Source organism: Pseudarthrobacter leeuwenhoeki (assembly GCF_055412885.1).
Window position 1 is genome coordinate 123,040 of sequence record NZ_JBVAYY010000008.1, and the last position, 15,444, is coordinate 138,483.

Annotated in this window: 15 protein-coding genes and 2 pseudogenes; 6 read left to right on the forward strand and 11 right to left on the reverse strand. The window is 64.7% G+C overall.

The window, feature by feature from the left end; all coding sequences use genetic code 11:
• Window positions 1-51: 51 nt before the first annotated feature.
• Window positions 52-345, reverse strand: a complete 294-nt coding sequence (locus ACZYX4_RS08970; protein ID WP_463875210.1) for an HPr family phosphocarrier protein — start codon at window positions 343-345, stop codon at window positions 52-54.
• 189 nt (window positions 346-534) lie between these two features.
• Here ACZYX4_RS08970 and ACZYX4_RS08975 point away from each other — a divergent pair, with 189 nt between their 5' ends.
• Window positions 535-1,302, forward strand: coding sequence for a GntR family transcriptional regulator (locus ACZYX4_RS08975; protein WP_463875314.1), 768 nt, complete (start codon window positions 535-537; stop codon window positions 1,300-1,302).
• Between the two features lie 138 nt (window positions 1,303-1,440).
• Here ACZYX4_RS08975 and qcrB read toward each other — a convergent pair whose 3' ends face one another.
• The 4 genes from qcrB to ctaE form a co-directional block, all read right to left on the reverse strand.
• On the reverse strand, window positions 1,441-3,120 hold the full coding sequence (gene qcrB, locus ACZYX4_RS08980) for a cytochrome bc1 complex cytochrome b subunit (RefSeq protein WP_463875212.1): 1,680 nt from the start codon (window positions 3,118-3,120) through the stop codon (window positions 1,441-1,443).
• On the reverse strand, window positions 3,098-4,168 hold the full coding sequence (gene qcrA / locus ACZYX4_RS08985; protein ID WP_463875213.1) for a cytochrome bc1 complex Rieske iron-sulfur subunit: 1,071 nt from the start codon (window positions 4,166-4,168) through the stop codon (window positions 3,098-3,100). Before qcrA ends, qcrB begins: the two co-directional genes overlap by 23 nt.
• A gap of 102 nt (window positions 4,169-4,270) precedes the next feature.
• Complete coding sequence (gene qcrC, locus ACZYX4_RS08990) at window positions 4,271-5,056, reverse strand: cytochrome bc1 complex diheme cytochrome c subunit (protein ID WP_463875215.1); 786 nt, start codon at window positions 5,054-5,056, stop codon at window positions 4,271-4,273.
• Window positions 5,057-5,142: 86 nt separating this feature from the next.
• Entirely contained in the window at window positions 5,143-5,817 is a 675-nt protein-coding gene (ctaE, locus tag ACZYX4_RS08995) for an aa3-type cytochrome oxidase subunit III (protein WP_463875217.1), read from the reverse strand.
• 111 nt (window positions 5,818-5,928) lie between these two features.
• Between ctaE and trpD the strand changes: the two genes are divergently transcribed.
• Entirely contained in the window at window positions 5,929-6,987 is a 1,059-nt protein-coding gene (trpD, locus tag ACZYX4_RS09000; protein ID WP_463875219.1) for an anthranilate phosphoribosyltransferase, read from the forward strand.
• A gap of 62 nt (window positions 6,988-7,049) precedes the next feature.
• Here the strand turns inward: trpD and ACZYX4_RS09005 are convergent, their stop codons facing one another.
• Window positions 7,050-7,331, reverse strand: coding sequence for an Lrp/AsnC family transcriptional regulator (locus ACZYX4_RS09005; protein WP_463875220.1), 282 nt, complete (start codon window positions 7,329-7,331; stop codon window positions 7,050-7,052).
• A 99-nt stretch (window positions 7,332-7,430) separates the two neighbouring features.
• Window positions 7,431-7,871 carry a DUF3054 domain-containing protein gene (locus tag ACZYX4_RS09010; RefSeq protein WP_463875221.1) on the reverse strand — a complete coding sequence of 147 codons (441 nt, stop codon included), beginning with the start codon at window positions 7,869-7,871 and terminating at the stop codon, window positions 7,431-7,433.
• 143 nt (window positions 7,872-8,014) lie between these two features.
• Here ACZYX4_RS09010 and ACZYX4_RS09015 point away from each other — a divergent pair.
• Window positions 8,015-9,012, forward strand: a pseudogene (locus ACZYX4_RS09015) (GTP-binding protein); the annotation flags it as partial.
• A 48-nt stretch (window positions 9,013-9,060) separates the two neighbouring features.
• Here the strand turns inward: ACZYX4_RS09015 and ACZYX4_RS09020 are convergent.
• The 3 genes and pseudogenes from ACZYX4_RS09020 to ACZYX4_RS09030 form a co-directional block, all read right to left on the reverse strand.
• Window positions 9,061-9,150 (reverse strand): annotated as a pseudogene (locus tag ACZYX4_RS09020) (hypothetical protein); the annotation flags it as partial.
• A 46-nt stretch (window positions 9,151-9,196) separates the two neighbouring features.
• Window positions 9,197-10,330 (reverse strand): phytase, encoded by a 1,134-nt coding sequence (locus ACZYX4_RS09025; RefSeq protein ID WP_463875223.1) that lies wholly within the window; start codon window positions 10,328-10,330, stop codon window positions 9,197-9,199.
• 608 nt (window positions 10,331-10,938) lie between these two features.
• Window positions 10,939-11,496, reverse strand: a complete 558-nt coding sequence (locus ACZYX4_RS09030) for a hypothetical protein (protein WP_463875224.1) — start codon at window positions 11,494-11,496, stop codon at window positions 10,939-10,941.
• A 239-nt stretch (window positions 11,497-11,735) separates the two neighbouring features.
• Between ACZYX4_RS09030 and arfB the strand changes: the two genes are divergently transcribed.
• The 3 genes from arfB to ACZYX4_RS09045 all read left to right on the forward strand — a co-directional run bounded on the left by arfB (window position 11,736) and on the right by ACZYX4_RS09045 (window position 14,745).
• Window positions 11,736-12,158 (forward strand): alternative ribosome rescue aminoacyl-tRNA hydrolase ArfB, encoded by a 423-nt coding sequence (arfB, locus tag ACZYX4_RS09035; RefSeq protein ID WP_463875226.1) that lies wholly within the window; start codon window positions 11,736-11,738, stop codon window positions 12,156-12,158.
• 536 nt (window positions 12,159-12,694) lie between these two features.
• Entirely contained in the window at window positions 12,695-13,912 is a 1,218-nt protein-coding gene (locus ACZYX4_RS09040) for an NRAMP family divalent metal transporter (RefSeq protein WP_463875227.1), read from the forward strand.
• A 5-nt stretch (window positions 13,913-13,917) separates the two neighbouring features.
• Window positions 13,918-14,745 carry a putative hydro-lyase gene (locus ACZYX4_RS09045; protein ID WP_463875229.1) on the forward strand — a complete coding sequence of 276 codons (828 nt, stop codon included), beginning with the start codon at window positions 13,918-13,920 and terminating at the stop codon, window positions 14,743-14,745.
• A 1-nt stretch (window position 14,746) separates the two neighbouring features.
• Here the strand turns inward: ACZYX4_RS09045 and ACZYX4_RS09050 are convergent, their stop codons facing one another.
• Window positions 14,747-15,430: a GntR family transcriptional regulator gene (locus ACZYX4_RS09050; protein ID WP_463875231.1), complete on the reverse strand. Its 684-nt coding sequence runs from the start codon at window positions 15,428-15,430 to the stop codon at window positions 14,747-14,749.
• Window positions 15,431-15,444 lie beyond the last annotated feature (14 nt).

Sequence of the window (15,444 nt, forward strand, 5' to 3'; positions counted from 1 at the left end):
CCGCCGTCGTCGTTGATGCCGGGGGGAGCCCGTGCAGGGCGTCTGTGCCGCTCAGTGGGTCCGTGCGGACTCCAGGAGTGCGCGGAGACCATCCAGGGCCGCCTCGACGTCCGCAGGGCTGCAGCTGTCCGGGATTGCGTCGGGAGCCACGGCCAGTTGCACCTCGCAGCCGTTCTGGAAATCCTCGGTCATGACTTCCAGCAGCGAGCGGGCATCCACGCCGGGCCGGCCGTCCTTGCTGATGGTCACGGGCAACCCGGTTTCATGGACAGCGCGGACGAACAGCGCCGCAGGCCTTGCATGCAGTCCGATGGTGGCCCGGACGACTGCGTTCCGTACCGGCAACGTGACTCCCTTGTCTCAGATTGTGGTGGTGGTGCCGGCGGGGAACCGGCGCATTCAAGCCTAGCCGCGGGCGGCTTACCGGGCGAACCACGACAACCCGCTGGTCTAGACCTGTGCGGGGTGTGGCTTAACCTTGAGGTATGACACATTCCGGAAGGCTGCGCAGTGGCGCCCTCTGACGCGGCCCGCATGGTCGGCGAGATCGACCGCAACAACGGAACGCCCATCTACGTCCAGCTGAGGGAAATCCTCAGGTCCCACATTGTCAGCGCCTGCCCGCCCGGGTCGGCGCTGCCCTCCGAACGGGACCTCGCCGAGCGCTTTGGCCTGGCCAGGATGACAGTGCGCCAGGCCATCGATGCCCTCGTCGGCGAGGAAGTCATCGAGCGGGTGGTGGGCCTGGGCACCTTTGTCCGGAAACCGAAGCTGGACCTGCAGGTCAAGCTGACCTCCTACAGCGAGGAAATGCAGCGTCGCGGCATGGTCCCGGCGGCCAAGGTCCTCAGCTTCGAGCAGATCGGCGCCAGCGCCTTCCTGGCACGGGAGCTCCAGCTGGAGGAGGGCACGCCCCTGGTGCGGTTCCGCCGCCTCCTGCTGGCGGACAGCGAGCCCATGAGCGTTGACGAGAATTTCATTCCGGCCCACCGGGTGCCAGGACTGCTCGACGGCGAACCGCCCACCTCGCTCTACAACGTCCTGTCCGAACGCTACGGGCTGGTGATGGAGTGGGGCGAGGACATGATCGAGGCCACGGCTGCCTCGCCGTCCACGGCCCGCCTGCTCAACGTCGAGGTCGGTTCGCCGCTGCTGAAGATCCAGCGCCACGCCTTCGTGGCCCGCGCCATGGTGGACTACTCGGTGTCCTATTACCGGGCCGACCGCTACAAGCTGTGGGTGCCGCTGCAGCGCCCCGGCGTCCGCCCGACCCGCAATTACGCCTCGGGGTACCGCCCCTAACACCAACGCGGGGTCACTACGCGCCCATCCCGAGGGGTTTCATGGGCGCGTAGTGACCCCGCGTTGTCTGTTGTTGCGTGGGCATGCAGAAAGGCCCGGTCCTGAGGACCGGGCCTTTCTGGTGTTCACTGCAGCCGGTTAGCGGCTGAGCGTCTTTTGGGTCTCGCTTGCTTCGATTGCCTCGTGGGGTTCGTGGTGGCCATGGGCCGCCTCAAGCTCAGCGGGCGTTGCCGGGGCAACCCGGTCCTCGAAGAACCACTGCGACAGCTTCGCGCGGCGCTTTTCTTTCTTGTCAACGACGCCGTTGGCGTTCGGCTCCGCCGGAAGCGGAGACGGCGACTCAAAGCCGACGAGCTTGTAACGCTTGTACTCGTCCAGCGGTGCATGGACCTCGATGAACTCGCCATGCGGCAGGCGCACGATACGGCCGGTTTCGCGGCCGTGCAGGGCGATCTCGCGGTCCTTGCGCTGCAGGGCCAGGGCAATGCGCTTCGTGACAATGAAGGCGATGATCGGGCCGATGAAGAACAGTGTCCGCAGCCAGTAGGTGACATCGTTCAGCGACACGCTGAAGTGCGTGGCGATGAGGTCCGAGCCTGCTGCTGCCCACATAACGCAGTACCAGACGAAGCCGGCCATGCCGATGGCGGTACGCGTCGGAGCATTGCGCGGACGGTCCAGGACGTGGTGCTCGCGGTTGTCCTTGGTGATCCAACGTTCGATCCACGGGTAGGCGAACATCAGGGTGAAGAGGATTCCCGCCGGCACCAGGGCCGGGAGAAGCACGTTGAAGCTGAAGACATAACCGAACCAGACCTGTTCGACGCTCCAGTCACCGATCATGCCCGGCATGAGGCGCAGGGCGCCGTCAACGAACCCGATGTACCAGTCAGGCTGGGTACCGGCCGAGACGGGGGAGGGGTCGTAGGGGCCGTAGTTCCAGATCGGGTTGATGGTGAAGAACCCTGCCATGAGGGCAATAACACCGAACACGATGAAGAAGAAGCCGCCGGCCTTTGCCGCGTAAACCGGGCCAAGCGGGTAGCCGACGACGTTGCCGTCGTTGCGCCCCGGGCCGGGGTACTGGGTGTGCTTGTGCACGACCACCATAAAGAGGTGCATCACGATCATCAGGAGGATGAGCGCCGGAACCAGCAGGATGTGGAGCATGTACAGGCGGCCGATGACAACCGTCCCAGGGAATTCTCCGCCGAAGAGGAAGAACGAGATGTACGTTCCGATTACCGGGATGGACTTGATCACGCCGTCGATGATGCGCAGGCCGTTGCCGGAGAGCAGGTCATCGGGGAGGGAGTAGCCGGTGAAGCCGGCAGCCATGGAGAGGATGAGCAGCACGCTGCCCACCACCCAGTTCATTTCGCGCGGCTTGCGGAAGGCGCCGGTGAAGAAGACGCGGAGCATGTGCACGGAGACCGAGGCGACAAAGAGCAGCGCGGACCAGTGGTGGACCTGGCGCATGAACAGACCGCCGCGGACATCAAAGGAGATGTCCAGGGACGAGCTGTAGGCTACCGACATCTCGACGTTCTTAAGGGGCAGGTAGGAGCCCTGGTAGCGGGTCTCCGCCATCGAGGGATCGAAGAAGAACGTCAGGAACGTGCCAGAGAGGAGCAGGATGACGAAGGAGTACAGCGCCACTTCACCGAACATGAAGGACCAGTGGTCCGGGAAGACCTTACGGCCGAATTCACGGAGCATCCCTGATCCGCCGACGCGCTCGTCAACGAAGTTGGTGATGCGGCCGCCCTTGGTCTTGGCGACGAAGGCGGGGGCATTAGGCGTTGATGCTGCGCTCATGCTCATCACGCTCCCAATAGCTAGGTCCTACAGGTTCGTTGAAGTCGCTGGTCGCGACCAGGTAGCCCTCGGAGTCAACCGCGATTGGCAGCTGGGGGAGAGGCCGGCTGGCCGGGCCAAAGATAACCTTGCATTCCTGGGTGAGGTCGAAGGTTGACTGGTGGCACGGGCACAGCAGGTGGTGGGTCTGCTGCTCGTACAGGGCAACAGGGCAACCAACGTGGGTGCAGATCTTGGAGTACGCAACAATCCCGTTGTAACCCCAGTCCTCACGGCCGGGGGAAGGGTTGAGCGATTCCGGGTTCAGGCGCATCAGCAGAACAACGGCCTTGGCCTTTTCTTCCAGCTTGTGTTCGTGCAGTTCGTTCAGGCCTTCCGGAATGACGTGGAAAGCTGAACCGATGGTCACATCGGCTGCCTTGATGGGGGTGCCGTCAGGGTCGCGGGCAAGCCGCTTGAGCTTGCCATCCTGGGGTGCCCACATGGTGTGCTTAAGCGAGTTGTCAGGACGCGGACCCAGGTCACCGAAGATGGCGAGGGCCGGCAGGGGAGCCAGCGCCACGGCGCCCAGGAGAGTGTTGCGGATCAGCGGGCGGCGTTTGATGCCGGTTTCCTCGACGATGTCGTCGACGATCCGGACGGCCGCCAGGCGGTCTTCCTCGGTACGGATGGCATGGCGCTCTTCCGAGACTTCATGGTCCGGCATGAGGGCTTTGGCCCAGTGCACGATTCCGGTGCCGATGCCAAGCATGGCAAAGGCGGTGCCGAGGCCCAGCAGCATGTTCTGCAGCCGGATCGTCGCGATCGCGGTGTCGTCCCCCAGATCGATGGCAAAGTACGCCACCAGGAATATCAGGGTGCCGACGACCGAGGTCCCGAACAGAAGGGCTACCTGCCGTTCTGCTCGTTTGGCGGCCTTCGGGTCCGTGTCGGCCAGGCGCAAACGATGCGGAGGAAGTCCAGGATCCTGGAACTTCTCCACCTCATTCTGACCAGCCTTAGCTACGGAGCCCGAGTCGTTCGGACTGCCGTCACTATGGTTGCCCATAATTCGCCTCATCCCTCTCTCGTCTCGGCTAGTGCCGAGTTAGCTTTCAATTCAAACTGCTGACGGGTCAGCAGAAAACTTTTACAGGTGTAACAGGTGGGCTTAGGACGTCCGGGACGTAAGCCAGATGGTGAAGGCGATGATGACGCCCAGGCCTGCAATCCAGACAAACAGGCCTTCAGAAACCGGACCCAGAGCACCCAGATCCGCGCCGCCGGGAGAACCGTTGGCTTCGATCTTCTTCAGGAAGGTGATGATGTCGCGCTTTCCCTCGGGGGAAAGGTTGGCGTCGCTGAAGACCGGCATGTTCTGCGGTCCGGTGACCATGGCTTCGTAGATGTGTTTGCTGGAGACACCGTCCAGGGCGGGAGCAAATTTGCCCCGGGTCAGTGCACCGCCGGCAGCAGCCGCGTTGTGGCACATGGCGCAGTTCACGCGGAACAGCTCGCCGCCCTTGGCGGCGTCGCCCTGGCCATCAAGGACATTTGCCTCGGGGATGGAGGGGCCGGGGCCCAGCGAAGCAACGTAGGCGGACAGCTGATGTGTCTGCTCGTCGTTGAACTGGACCGGCTTCTTGGGGGCCTGCGGGCCGTTCATCTGCATGGGCATGCGGCCTGTGCCGACCTGGAAGTCAACGGCGGCAGCGCCGACGCCGGCGAGGGCGGGGCCGTCTTTGGTCCCGCTGGCGCCCATGCCGTGGCAGGTGGCGCAGTTGGCGGCAAAGAGCTTGCCGCCTTCCTCTGCGTCGTTTGCGCTGAAGGTGGTGGTGGCTTTGGCCTGGTTGACGGTGGTGGCTACGGCGTACAGCCCACCAGTGACCAAGAGGCCCATGAGCAGCAACGCAATAGCTGCTAGTGGGTGACGTCGCTTCTGCGAGAGTGCCTTCACGTGGTGGTTCCTTTTTTCGATCCTGCGTTGGCTCCGGGAGCCACTTCTTGAAATTCTACCTCTTGTAGAAGAAAAGTCAGGTGTTGCTACTTGAGTACGTAGATGACCAGGAAAAGGCCGATCCAGACGACGTCGACGAAGTGCCAGTAGTAAGAGGTGACTATCGCAGAGGTTGCTTCGAAGTGGCCGAACTTCTTTGCTGCGAAGGAGCGTCCCATAATGAGGAGGAAGGCTACCAAGCCGCCGATAACGTGCAGGCCGTGGAAGCCTGTGGTGATGTAAAACGCCGAGCCGTAGGCGTTGGAGGAGAGTGAGACATGCTCGGAAACGAGCATGGCGTACTCAGCCGCCTGGCCGGCCACGAAGAAGGCACCCATGATGAATGTCACGGTGAACCATTCGTTCATTCCCCAGCGGGTGAAGCTGAGGGGTCCGCCGCTTCGACGCGGCTGAAGCCGCTCGGCGGCGAAGACGCCCATCTGGCAAGTAAAGGAACTTGCCACAAGGACGATCGTGTTGATGAGCGCAAAGGGGAAGTTGAGCTTGGCTGTCTCGTCGGCCCACATCTGTCCGGAAGTCGAACGGAGTGTGAAGTACATGGCGAAGAGACCGGCGAAGAACATCAACTCACTGGACAGCCAGACTACGGTTCCAACAGAAACCATGTTCGGGCGATTCAGCGTCGGGTGCGCCGGGGTACTGGGGGCTTGGGTCGCAGATGTCACATAGACATTATGTCTATAAAACTCACTCCTGCCCAACGCAAACCGCGTTTTGGGAGGACTTTTTCTACAAAGACGCGAATTCGCGCGGAAAAGTTCCCGGATGCGTTCACATTGGTCTTGCAGTGCGCACCTCGATAGCATCGGAACGTGACTTCTCAGGCATCTGCACAGGCGGCAGTCAACACTTGGCCGCGGCTCATCAACGCTCTCATTGGCGGGACAGATCTCACCACCGGCAACACGGAGTGGGCAATGAACTCGATCATGTCGGGCGAGGCCACGCCGGCGCAGGTTGCGGGTTTCCTCGTGGCGCTGCGGTCCAAAGGCGAGACTATAGACGAACTTGTCGGCCTGGTCGAGGCGATGATCGCGAACGCAAGCCCCATTGAGATAGCCGGGCAGAAGCTGGACATCGTCGGAACCGGGGGAGACCAGCAGAACACGGTGAACATCTCCACCATGGCCGCGCTGATCGCGGCCGGCGCCGGCGCCAAGGTGGTTAAGCACGGCAACCGTGCAGCGTCCTCGACCTCCGGGTCCGCGGACGTCCTTGAGTCCCTGGGGGTACGGCTTGACCTGCCGATCCTGCGGGTGGCTCTCAATGCGGAAGAAGCGGGCATCACTTTCTGCTTCGCCCAGGTGTTCCACCCTTCGATGCGGCATGCCGCCGTCGCCCGCCGCGAACTCGGCGTGCCGACGGCCTTCAACTTCCTTGGCCCCATGACCAACCCGGCGAACGTGCAGGCCTCGGCGGTGGGTGTGGCCAATGCGCGTATGGCTCCGTTGGTGGCCGGAGTCCTGGCCAAACGAGGCAGCCGCGGGCTGGTGTTCCGCGGAAACGACGGACTCGATGAGCTCACCACCACCGGGCCGTCCCGGGTATGGGAAATCCGGAACGGGGCCGTGAGTGAGGAAATGTTCGATCCGCGGGACCTCGGTATCCGCCAGGCGACCCTTGAGGAGTTGCGCGGCGGGGACGCCGCGGCCAATGCCGCCGTCGTGCGGTCCGTACTTGCCGGCGGACCCGGTTCAGCGCGCGATGCCGCGCTCCTGAACGCCGCTGCCGGACTCGTGGCATTTGATCCGGATGCTGTCGGGCCGTTCAGTGAGCGGATGGCCGCCGCGTTGAAGCGCGCAGAAGAGTCCATCGGGTCGGGTGCGGCGGCAGCCGTGCTGGACCGGTGGGTCGCACTCTCGCGCAGCTGAACAGACCGGGGGACGCCAGTTGGCGGGGCGGCTCAGCCGCCGGGCCCCCGGCATGCTAAATCCTACTGTTCGAAGCCGAGATTGAAGGCCGCATCGAGGTCGTGCTGGGAATAGGCCCGGAAAGCGATCTGGGTGGTGGTGTGGACAACTCCGGCAACCTTTGAGAGTTTGTCGGCAATAGCGTCGGCGAGATCGTCGTGCTTCGGGACCCGGGCGATTGCGATGAGGTCCCATTCGCCGGTCACGGAGTAGACCTCGCTGATGCCCTGGATGGCGGAGATTTCTTCCGCGGTCTCGGGGATGCGGGAGGCGTCTGTCTTAATGAGGACGAATGCGGTGACCACGTGTGAGCCTTTCCGGATCTGTTGCGCCGTTGCCGGCCAGGTGTAGGCGCCGGACGGTACGCCGCCGGGCCTCGGCCATGTCTCTGCCAGCCTAGTCCATCACGCCCCGCGGCGGCGTGTGCTGAGCCGCCGGACGCCGGCGGCCAGGAGGCGGTATCCGAGCAGCAGAAGGCCCAGGCTGAGCAGCGCCACGACGACGAACGGCAGGACCACGGTCTGCCCGGTGACGGCCCGCAGGAGCATGCCCATAGTGACCGTGCCCAGCCAGACGCTGACGCCGGCCGGCCAGAGGGCCAGCGGTTCGCGCCACACCCGCAGGGCCAGCCAGGAGAGCGCCGCTCCGACGAGGAAGGGCCAGGCCGTGGAAAATACGCCGATAACGACGTCCCCGCGCTGATGGGCGTCCCGGCCGATGGCTGCGAAGACGAGAATCAGTGCGGCATCGGCGCAGGCGGCCAGCACTGCCGTCCGGCGTGAAGCCGTTCCTGACGCGGAGGCGGTGGCGGTAGGCCGGGGGAGCGGAGGCGTTGCGGAAGGCATGGTCCAAGCGTAGCGGGGCAGGGTCAAGGCCGCAGACCAGGCTCCCGGCGCTGCGGGGGAGTTGGCCGTTGTGTCTTGCCGTCGGTTCCTTTCAGGGTGTCCAATCCATATAGACAGCCGCACGCTGCACGGGGGACCGGAGATCCGGCCGCCAGCCGGCGCTGATCCGGAACGTGGCGCTGGTTGGGCATTCAGGCGCCGGGAAGACGATGCTGGCCGAAGCACTGCTGGCCGTAACGGGTGTGATTTCGCGGAAGGGCTCGATCACCGAAGGCACCACCGTGAGTGACTCAGAGCCTGCCGCGGTCCACCAGCAGCGCTCCGTCGCCCTCTCTGTGGTGCCCGTGCTGGTTGGCGGCGTCAAAGGTGAACCTCCTCGATACGCCGGGCTGCTCACGCAGACTGTGTCGGGACAGCCGGCGGATGATGCGCTGCCCGCGGCCCGGACGGCCGACGACGTCGAACGCGCCGCCTCTGCGGCGGCGCGGGGCGCGCTTATCGAGGGAATCATCGCCGAAAGCGAGGATGAGTCGTTGATGGACCGGTACCTCGGCGGCGAGGAGATCCCGTCCGGGATCCTCATCAGAGACCTGGAGACGGCGGTCGCGAGGGGTTTCTTCCACCCGGTGATCGCAACGTCCGCGGAGACCGGCGTCGGGCTGGCGGAAATGCTGGAGGTCCTGGCACGGGCCTTCCCCCCGCCCACCGAACGCGAGCGGCCGGCGGTGTCCCACCTCGATGGCACTCCGGCAGCCACACCGGACTGCGACCCTGCGGGGCCGCTGCTCGGCGAAGTGGTGCGCACCATGATCGACCCGTTCCTGGGCCGCGTCTGCCTGGTCCGGCTCTTTTCCGGCACACTGCGCGAGGACACGGCCGTCCATGTGGCCGGGCACGGCCTGGCGGACCGGGGCCACGCCGACCACGACAGTGACGAGCGTGTCACCATGTGTATTCGCCGCTGGGATCCGGCTTGCGGCCGGTGCCGTACAGCGTGGCGGGGGACATCTGCGCCCTGACGAAACTGGGCCTGGCTGAGACCGGCGACACGGTGTCGGCCAGGGAACTGCCGTTGCTGATCCAGCCGTGGGAGATGCCGGACCCGCTGTTGCCTGTCGCCGTCGAGCCGGCCAGCCACGCAGCCTTCGGTGATGCTGTTGATCGGGAGTGTCCTCACGAGGGCGGCGTCCACCTTTCCCGCCCCGTTGTCGAACAGTTCGAACTGCTGGATCGAACCCGACCCGATAGGAGCGACGAAGGCGTAGAACTTCCCGCTCACCCTGAATATTCGTGGAACCGCAGCGGCACCGCCGCGGAAGGCGGACTCATTTGAGCACCTCGCTGAGGGGCACGTACTTCAGGTTTGACGTCGCGCCGCCCCGGTTGGATTCGTCGTGGACCACCAGAAGCCCCTGCTCAAACTTCGGTCCGACGTTCTCGGAGGTCACGTCCAGGCCGTCGGTCCCCGTCACGGCGTCGACTGTCCCATGGCCGGCGATCTCGAAAGTCTTGAGGAACGGGTTGTCACCGGCCCGGTCGTAGATGGCGATGGTGGAGTTGCCTTGGCTGGATACGAAGAGGTAGCCAGCGCCGTCCGCGCCATAGGCGATGCTCATCCCTTCGATGTCCGCCTCCAGCCGGCCGGCACCCGCTTCGTCCACGGAACGGCGGCTGGTTCCGGCGTCAGGTTCCGCGCCGTACTTCCAGACACCGGTACCCTCCTGCCCGACGTACAGGTGGCCGAGCTCATCATCGGCGACGCAGCTTTCGGTGATGCTGCTGACCGGCAGCGTCCTGACGAGTTTGGCGTCGACCTTTCCTGCCCTGTCATTGAACAGCTCGAATTGCTGGACCGATCCAGGCCCGTTTGGAGTCACAAAGGCGTAGAACTTACCGCTGGCCCGGCTTCGGTACATGCAGAAACCGTAGTTGGGTGCCGCGGTCTCGATGCTTCGGGCTGCGACCGGTGACAGGGTCCTTGCGGCGGTGTCCAGGGACCACAATGCCAGCGTGTTGTCCGACCGGTTGTTGCCGCCGACCAGGACCATCGACGAGCCCGACGACGGGAACCCGGCTCTCAGGTCAACGTTGCCGATCATTCCGTCGGGCCGGAAGTGGATCAAGTTGCCACTCATATCGAAGACCCCGATACCCCCGCCGGACTGCGACTTGTTGTCAGCAATCACCACGCTGTTGGCGGGGTCGGCAGGATCGGCCCAAATTGCGGAGTCATCTGAAATGTCGCCCGAACCCGGAAAACCCTCGGTTTCGAGTGCCGGCAGTGCACTTGGCTCCGTCAGCGCGGAAGACTGGGCGGGTGCGGGGGGTGGGGGATCGCTGGTGGCTGACGGGGAGCCCGGCGGGGGCGGGGCCGGGCCGGATCCGCAACCGATCAGGGCAGGGGTGCACAGCGCAGCCAGCGCGAGCAGTCCCGCTAAAGATCGGACGTGGCCGGCCATTGCTCGCCCCCTGGTCCCTTATGTTCCTGGCCAAACGTTGGCCTCTTGGGAGTATGTAAACACGACGTCGCCTCTGTCAAGCATCCAGGGGATGAACCGGACCAAGCTCCCGCAGGTCTGCGGGTCAATGACCAGTACTGCGATCTTTGGAGTCCTTCTGGTCGTCGGGCGGCTGGTCCGCGCGGCGCACAGATTGGAGGAGGGGCCGCCATGAGTCCGGCCCGGCGGTTCGTGGGAACGGCCGGGCCGGACACTGGGTCCGACAGATTCAGTGCTGACCAAGGCTTCCTCCGGCCGGGGGGACCGGGCCGGTTCGGTCTCCCAGGCTCCGCTCGAGGTGTCGCTCAGGGCTGTCCCGTCGGATTCGCCTGCGGTGTCAACGAGGCCGTTTGTTTGGTCGAAGGGCTTCGCGTCGGACCGGCCGAGCGTTTCGTCCGCGGGGCGGACCGTGTTCTGGGGAAGTCCCTCGCCGGGGAAGACGCTGCCCGTGGTGCCGGTGGGAGGCACGCTTGCTGGTGGCGTGGCGGGTACGACGAGACCATCTACTCGTCAGTATGCTTAGCATATGTGCTGGGGGGCGCTCAGGCCCAGGGGAGACGCGGGGGATTTTATCCGCCCGGCGTGGCCGAAGCGCCGGCGGATGCGCCCGCCCGCAGCGGAAGCTTCAGTTTCGACGTCGCGATGGCGCTGTCCATGACCACCCGGGTCAGGACCACAAGGCCAAAGTGGCCCTTGGCCATCGCGAACAGATTCTGAATGGCAAAGCCGTAGGCCACCGGCCATTGTTCCGGACTGGGCGCGGACTGCCGGACGGAGGTCTGCAAGGAGTCCCACAGGGCCAGATAGCTGCGCGGCGTTTCGCTGGCGTTGGTTCCCGGAGCGTAACGCGGCAGGCCGAATTCTGCTCCGCCCAGGGTGCTCGCACTGTGCTGGAAGAGCTCGTTGAGGTCCGGCACCTGGCCGCCGTGCTGGTTGGCTGCCCCCGCCACCAGACCCCAAACGGAGTACTTGGACTCTGCCAGGGGACGGTTGATTGCATCTCCCACGAAGTACTCGTCCCCGTTGGCTCCGCCGACGGTCATCAGTGAGCGTCCCTGGTACTCCGCGGCACCCGTCGGTATGCCGGACTGCGGCCTGTCGTTTTTTCGGCTGAACTTTCCGAACATGTTGTCCCCCAAACGTAAAGGCCTACCGGGCAGTTTCTGGTTGGTGCGGTAGGCGAAAACCGTGCAATCGAGACAGCATATGCCGTCAGGAGGACAGGATCTAGGTGACCGGTCGTGTTAACTCACGGGAACGGGCGGGCGGGGACATCCTTGAGGGATGGGACTGACGATGGCTGGAGCTTTGACCCTGAGCGGGGATGGTGGCTTTGTTCACGCCCATATTGTGCAACGCTGGTTGTATGGATCTGGAGGTGTCGCCCGCGCTCACGATTCCCTCGTCGGAACTCGGTTGGCGGTTCTCGCGTTCATCCGGGCCCGGCGGCCAACACGTCAACACTTCGGATAGCCGCGTCGAACTCTCGTGGAATGTCGGCGACTCTGCGGTGCTTTCGGATGACCAGCGGTTGCTGCTGGTCACGCGCCTCGGACGACGTCTCGTCGCCGGGGTGATCACCGTGACCGCTTCGGAGCGGCGGTCCCAGCTGCGCAATCGTGAGATTGCCCTGACGAAGCTCGCCGACGTTGTGGCAGACGGTCTCGCTCCCGAACCTGCCCGACGCCGTGCGACCAAACCCACCCGCGGCTCAAACCGCCGGCGCCTCGCCGCAAAGGAACAGCGGTCGGCAACGAAACGGCAACGACAGCGGCCGTCCGCTGAGTAGAGCCACCAGTCGACAGTTTTCAGCCGGGGGGACAACGGAACTCTTTCGCATGTGGGCGCATCCCAAAGCTCGACGTCCTGGAGCCGGACGTGCAAATCGCTGTCACGATCAGGACCCGTTGAGGACAGCCAAGACCAGCTGATCGACCGGCACGTCCACCGGCAATGCCATCCTTCAGCTGCAGGAGATTGATGGCGGGGGAGTGCTGTCATGGGCTGGTGTCAATGGTTGCCCTTCTCAGGAGATCCCGCACTCGGATTACTTCTACTTTACATAATGTTGATTATCGGCGCTTAACCAGGGGAGTTGCAGGGGAAGCGCAAACCCTCTTGTCCGGGCAATATGGTCGTCAGTTTTCCCACTGAACCGGCCAGCCTGCGGGATTCTTGAAGCGTCGCGCCTGCCACCGGGTCCCGCAGGAACTTCCGCCCGACGGGCTGTTAATTGTTGAACAACTGTTGCGTCGATTGTTCAACAGTCTGTACAGTTGCGGAAGACAATCGTTGTGACGCCAGTCACCCAACTGTTGGGACCCAATGGAAACCTCCACTGTCAAGGCCGCCCTCAAGCCGGCCGCCCGGCGTTCCGCCCTGCTGGGCGCCATGTTCCTTATGGCCACCAGTGCTATCGGCCCGGGGTTCATCACCCAGACAGCGGCCTTCACCGTCCAGCTCGGCGCCGCCTTCGCCTTCGCGATCCTGGTCTCCATCCTGGTTGACATTGCCGTGCAGGCCAACGTCTGGCGGATTATCGGAGTCTCCGGCCTTCGGGCCCAGGAGCTTGGCAACAAGGTTCTCCCCGGTGTCGGCTGGTTCCTCGCCGCGCTCGTCTTTTTGGGTGGCATCGTCTTCAACATAGGCAATATCGCAGGAACCGGGCTCGGCACCAACGCCATGATGGGCGTGGATCCCAAAATCGGCGGGGCCGTGTCCGCCGTCATGGCCATTATGATCTTCCTCAGCAAGAAGGCGGGGGTGGCCCTGGACCGGATCGTGGTGATCCTCGGCGCCCTGATGATCCTGATGACGCTGTATGTCGCAGTGGTTTCCGCCCCGCCGCTGGGTGAGGCCCTCAAGAACACCGTCATGCCCGAGAAGATCGACTTCCTGGTCATCACAACCCTCATCGGCGGAACGATCGGCGGTTACATCACGTACGCGGGTGCCCACCGCATGCTGGACACCGGCGTCACCGGCGTTGAAAACGTCAAACAAATCACGCAGAGCTCGATCGTGGGGATCCTGGTCACCTGCGTCATGCGCATCCTGCTGTTCCTGGCGATCTTCGGTGTCGTCGCCGGCGGCGTGGCCCTGACTGGCAGCAACCTTGCCGCCTCCGCGTTCCAGGCCGCGGCGGGAGATATCGGCATGCGTGTCTTCGGTGTCATCCTGTGGGCAGCCTCCATCACCTCCGTGATCGGCGCGGCCTACACCTCGGTCTCCTTCGTGACGAAGTCCAGCACCAAAGACCGCACCCGGAACCTGATCACTGTCGGCTTCATCGCTTTTTGCGCCGTGGCCTACCTGCTGATCGGCCAGGCCCCGCAGCAGCTCCTCATCTTCGCCGGTGCCTTCAACGGCCTCATCCTCCCTGTCGGTTTCGGAGTGCTGTTGTGGGTGGCCTGGCGCCGCCGGGACCTCCTCCACGGCTACGTCTACCCCAAGGGCCTGCTCGTCATTGGCATCGTGGCCTGGCTGCTGACCCTGTTCCTCGGCTACAGCTCGCTGACCAGCCTGGCCAAACTGTGGGCCTAGAACCCATGGTCTCCCCTCCGGTGAACGCGCACTCCCCCGTCGCCCATCCCCCACACCCGGCAGGCCTGCTCCCGGCCGAGGCCCGGGCCCTGTTCCGCGCCGGTCTCGTGACGCCCACCTCCGGCTGGAGCAGCGGCTACGCCCAGGCCAACCTGATCATCGTGCCCAAGGCGCAGGCCTTCGACGTTCTGCTGTTCGCCCAGCGCAACCCCAAGCCCTGCCCTGTCCTGGGCGTGCTGGACGCCGGCGCGACCTCCGGTGCGCTGCTGGCCGGAGGGGATATCCGCACCGATGTGCCCAAGTACGTGGTGTACCGGGACGGCAGGAAAGTCGACGAACCAACCGACATCACGGCCCACTGGCGCGATGACCTCGTGACGTTCATTGTGGGCTGCAGCTTCACCTTCGAATCTGCCCTCCAGGACAACGGCATCCGGGTGGCCCATATCGACCAGGGTGTGAACGTGCCCATGTACCGCACGTCCGTCCGCTGCGAACCGGCCGGACAAATGGCCGGCCCTCTGGTGGTCTCCATGCGCCCCATTCCGGCCTCGCAGGTGGCCGACGCCGTCCGCATCACTTCCCGCTATCCTGCCGTCCACGGCGCCCCGGTCCATGTGGGCAACCCCGCCGAGCTGGGCATCGCTGACCTGGGCCGGCCCGACTTCGGCGAGCCGGTACACATTCCGGAGGGCCATGTGCCGGTCTTCTGGGCCTGCGGGGTGACGCCGCAGGCAGCCGTGATGGAGTCCAGGCCGGCACTGGCCATTGGCCATGCCCCGGGGCACATGCTCATTACGGACGTGCGCGATACCTCCTACCAGGTCCCCTAGGCTACCGGGCTCCGATACGCGCCAAGAGCTCGTGCTCGGCCGCGTCCAGGTACCGGCGCAACTCTGCCGCGGCCTCTACCCGGTGGCCGGCCCGCAACTGGGCCACGAGGGCAGCGTTGCGTTCCACATAGGGGCTGTGGAAGTCCGCCATGGTTGCCATGGCGTGGAAGACCAGCCGCATCTGGGCGAGGACCTTGTCCATCAGCTCAGCCACCGACGCACTCCCGCAAAGCGCCACCAGCGCCTTGTGCAGGTCCTGGTTGGCATCGGCCATATCCGGCACGGAGCCCGCCGCCAGGGCAGCGCGGGCCCGGTCGATGATGGCATCCAGCCCATCCAGGGTCTCCGCCCCGTAATCCCCCCACAGCACGGCCGCCGGCTCGATCAGCCGGCGGACCCGGTAGATTTCACGGACATCCTCGGCCTGGGGCGCGGACACGAACACGCCGCGATTCGGAATGCGCCGCACCACTGACTCACCGGCAAGGACGGTGAACGCCTCGCGCAGCGTATTCCGTGAAACGCCCAGCGCCGCCGAGAGTTTCTGTTCGGAGAGTTTCGTACCCGGAGCCAGCTGGCCTGCCGAGATGCGTGAACGCAGCACAGCGGCCACCCACGATCCGGTATGGGCGTGGGCGGCCCGGACCTCGTCGGAGATCCCTTCAAGAGCGGCATTCATCGGCATGGATCCCAATCTAC

Coding starts and splice junctions, on each gene's coding strand:
- ACZYX4_RS09045 (WP_463875229.1), top strand. CDS start 13,918: ATGGTCTCCCCTCCGGTGAACGCGCACTCCCCCGTCGCCCATCCCCCA.
- qcrB (WP_463875212.1), bottom strand. CDS start 3,120: ATGAGCGCAGCATCAACGCCTAATGCCCCCGCCTTCGTCGCCAAGACC.
- qcrA (WP_463875213.1), bottom strand. CDS start 4,168: ATGGGCAACCATAGTGACGGCAGTCCGAACGACTCGGGCTCCGTAGCT.
- arfB (WP_463875226.1), top strand. CDS start 11,736: ATGGATCTGGAGGTGTCGCCCGCGCTCACGATTCCCTCGTCGGAACTC.
- ACZYX4_RS08975 (WP_463875314.1), top strand. CDS start 535: ATGGTCGGCGAGATCGACCGCAACAACGGAACGCCCATCTACGTCCAG.
- ACZYX4_RS09050 (WP_463875231.1), bottom strand. CDS start 15,430: ATGCCGATGAATGCCGCTCTTGAAGGGATCTCCGACGAGGTCCGGGCC.
- ACZYX4_RS09040 (WP_463875227.1), top strand. CDS start 12,695: ATGGAAACCTCCACTGTCAAGGCCGCCCTCAAGCCGGCCGCCCGGCGT.
- ACZYX4_RS09030 (WP_463875224.1), bottom strand. CDS start 11,496: ATGTTCGGAAAGTTCAGCCGAAAAAACGACAGGCCGCAGTCCGGCATA.
- ACZYX4_RS09025 (WP_463875223.1), bottom strand. CDS start 10,330: ATGGCCGGCCACGTCCGATCTTTAGCGGGACTGCTCGCGCTGGCTGCG.
- ACZYX4_RS09010 (WP_463875221.1), bottom strand. CDS start 7,871: ATGCCTTCCGCAACGCCTCCGCTCCCCCGGCCTACCGCCACCGCCTCC.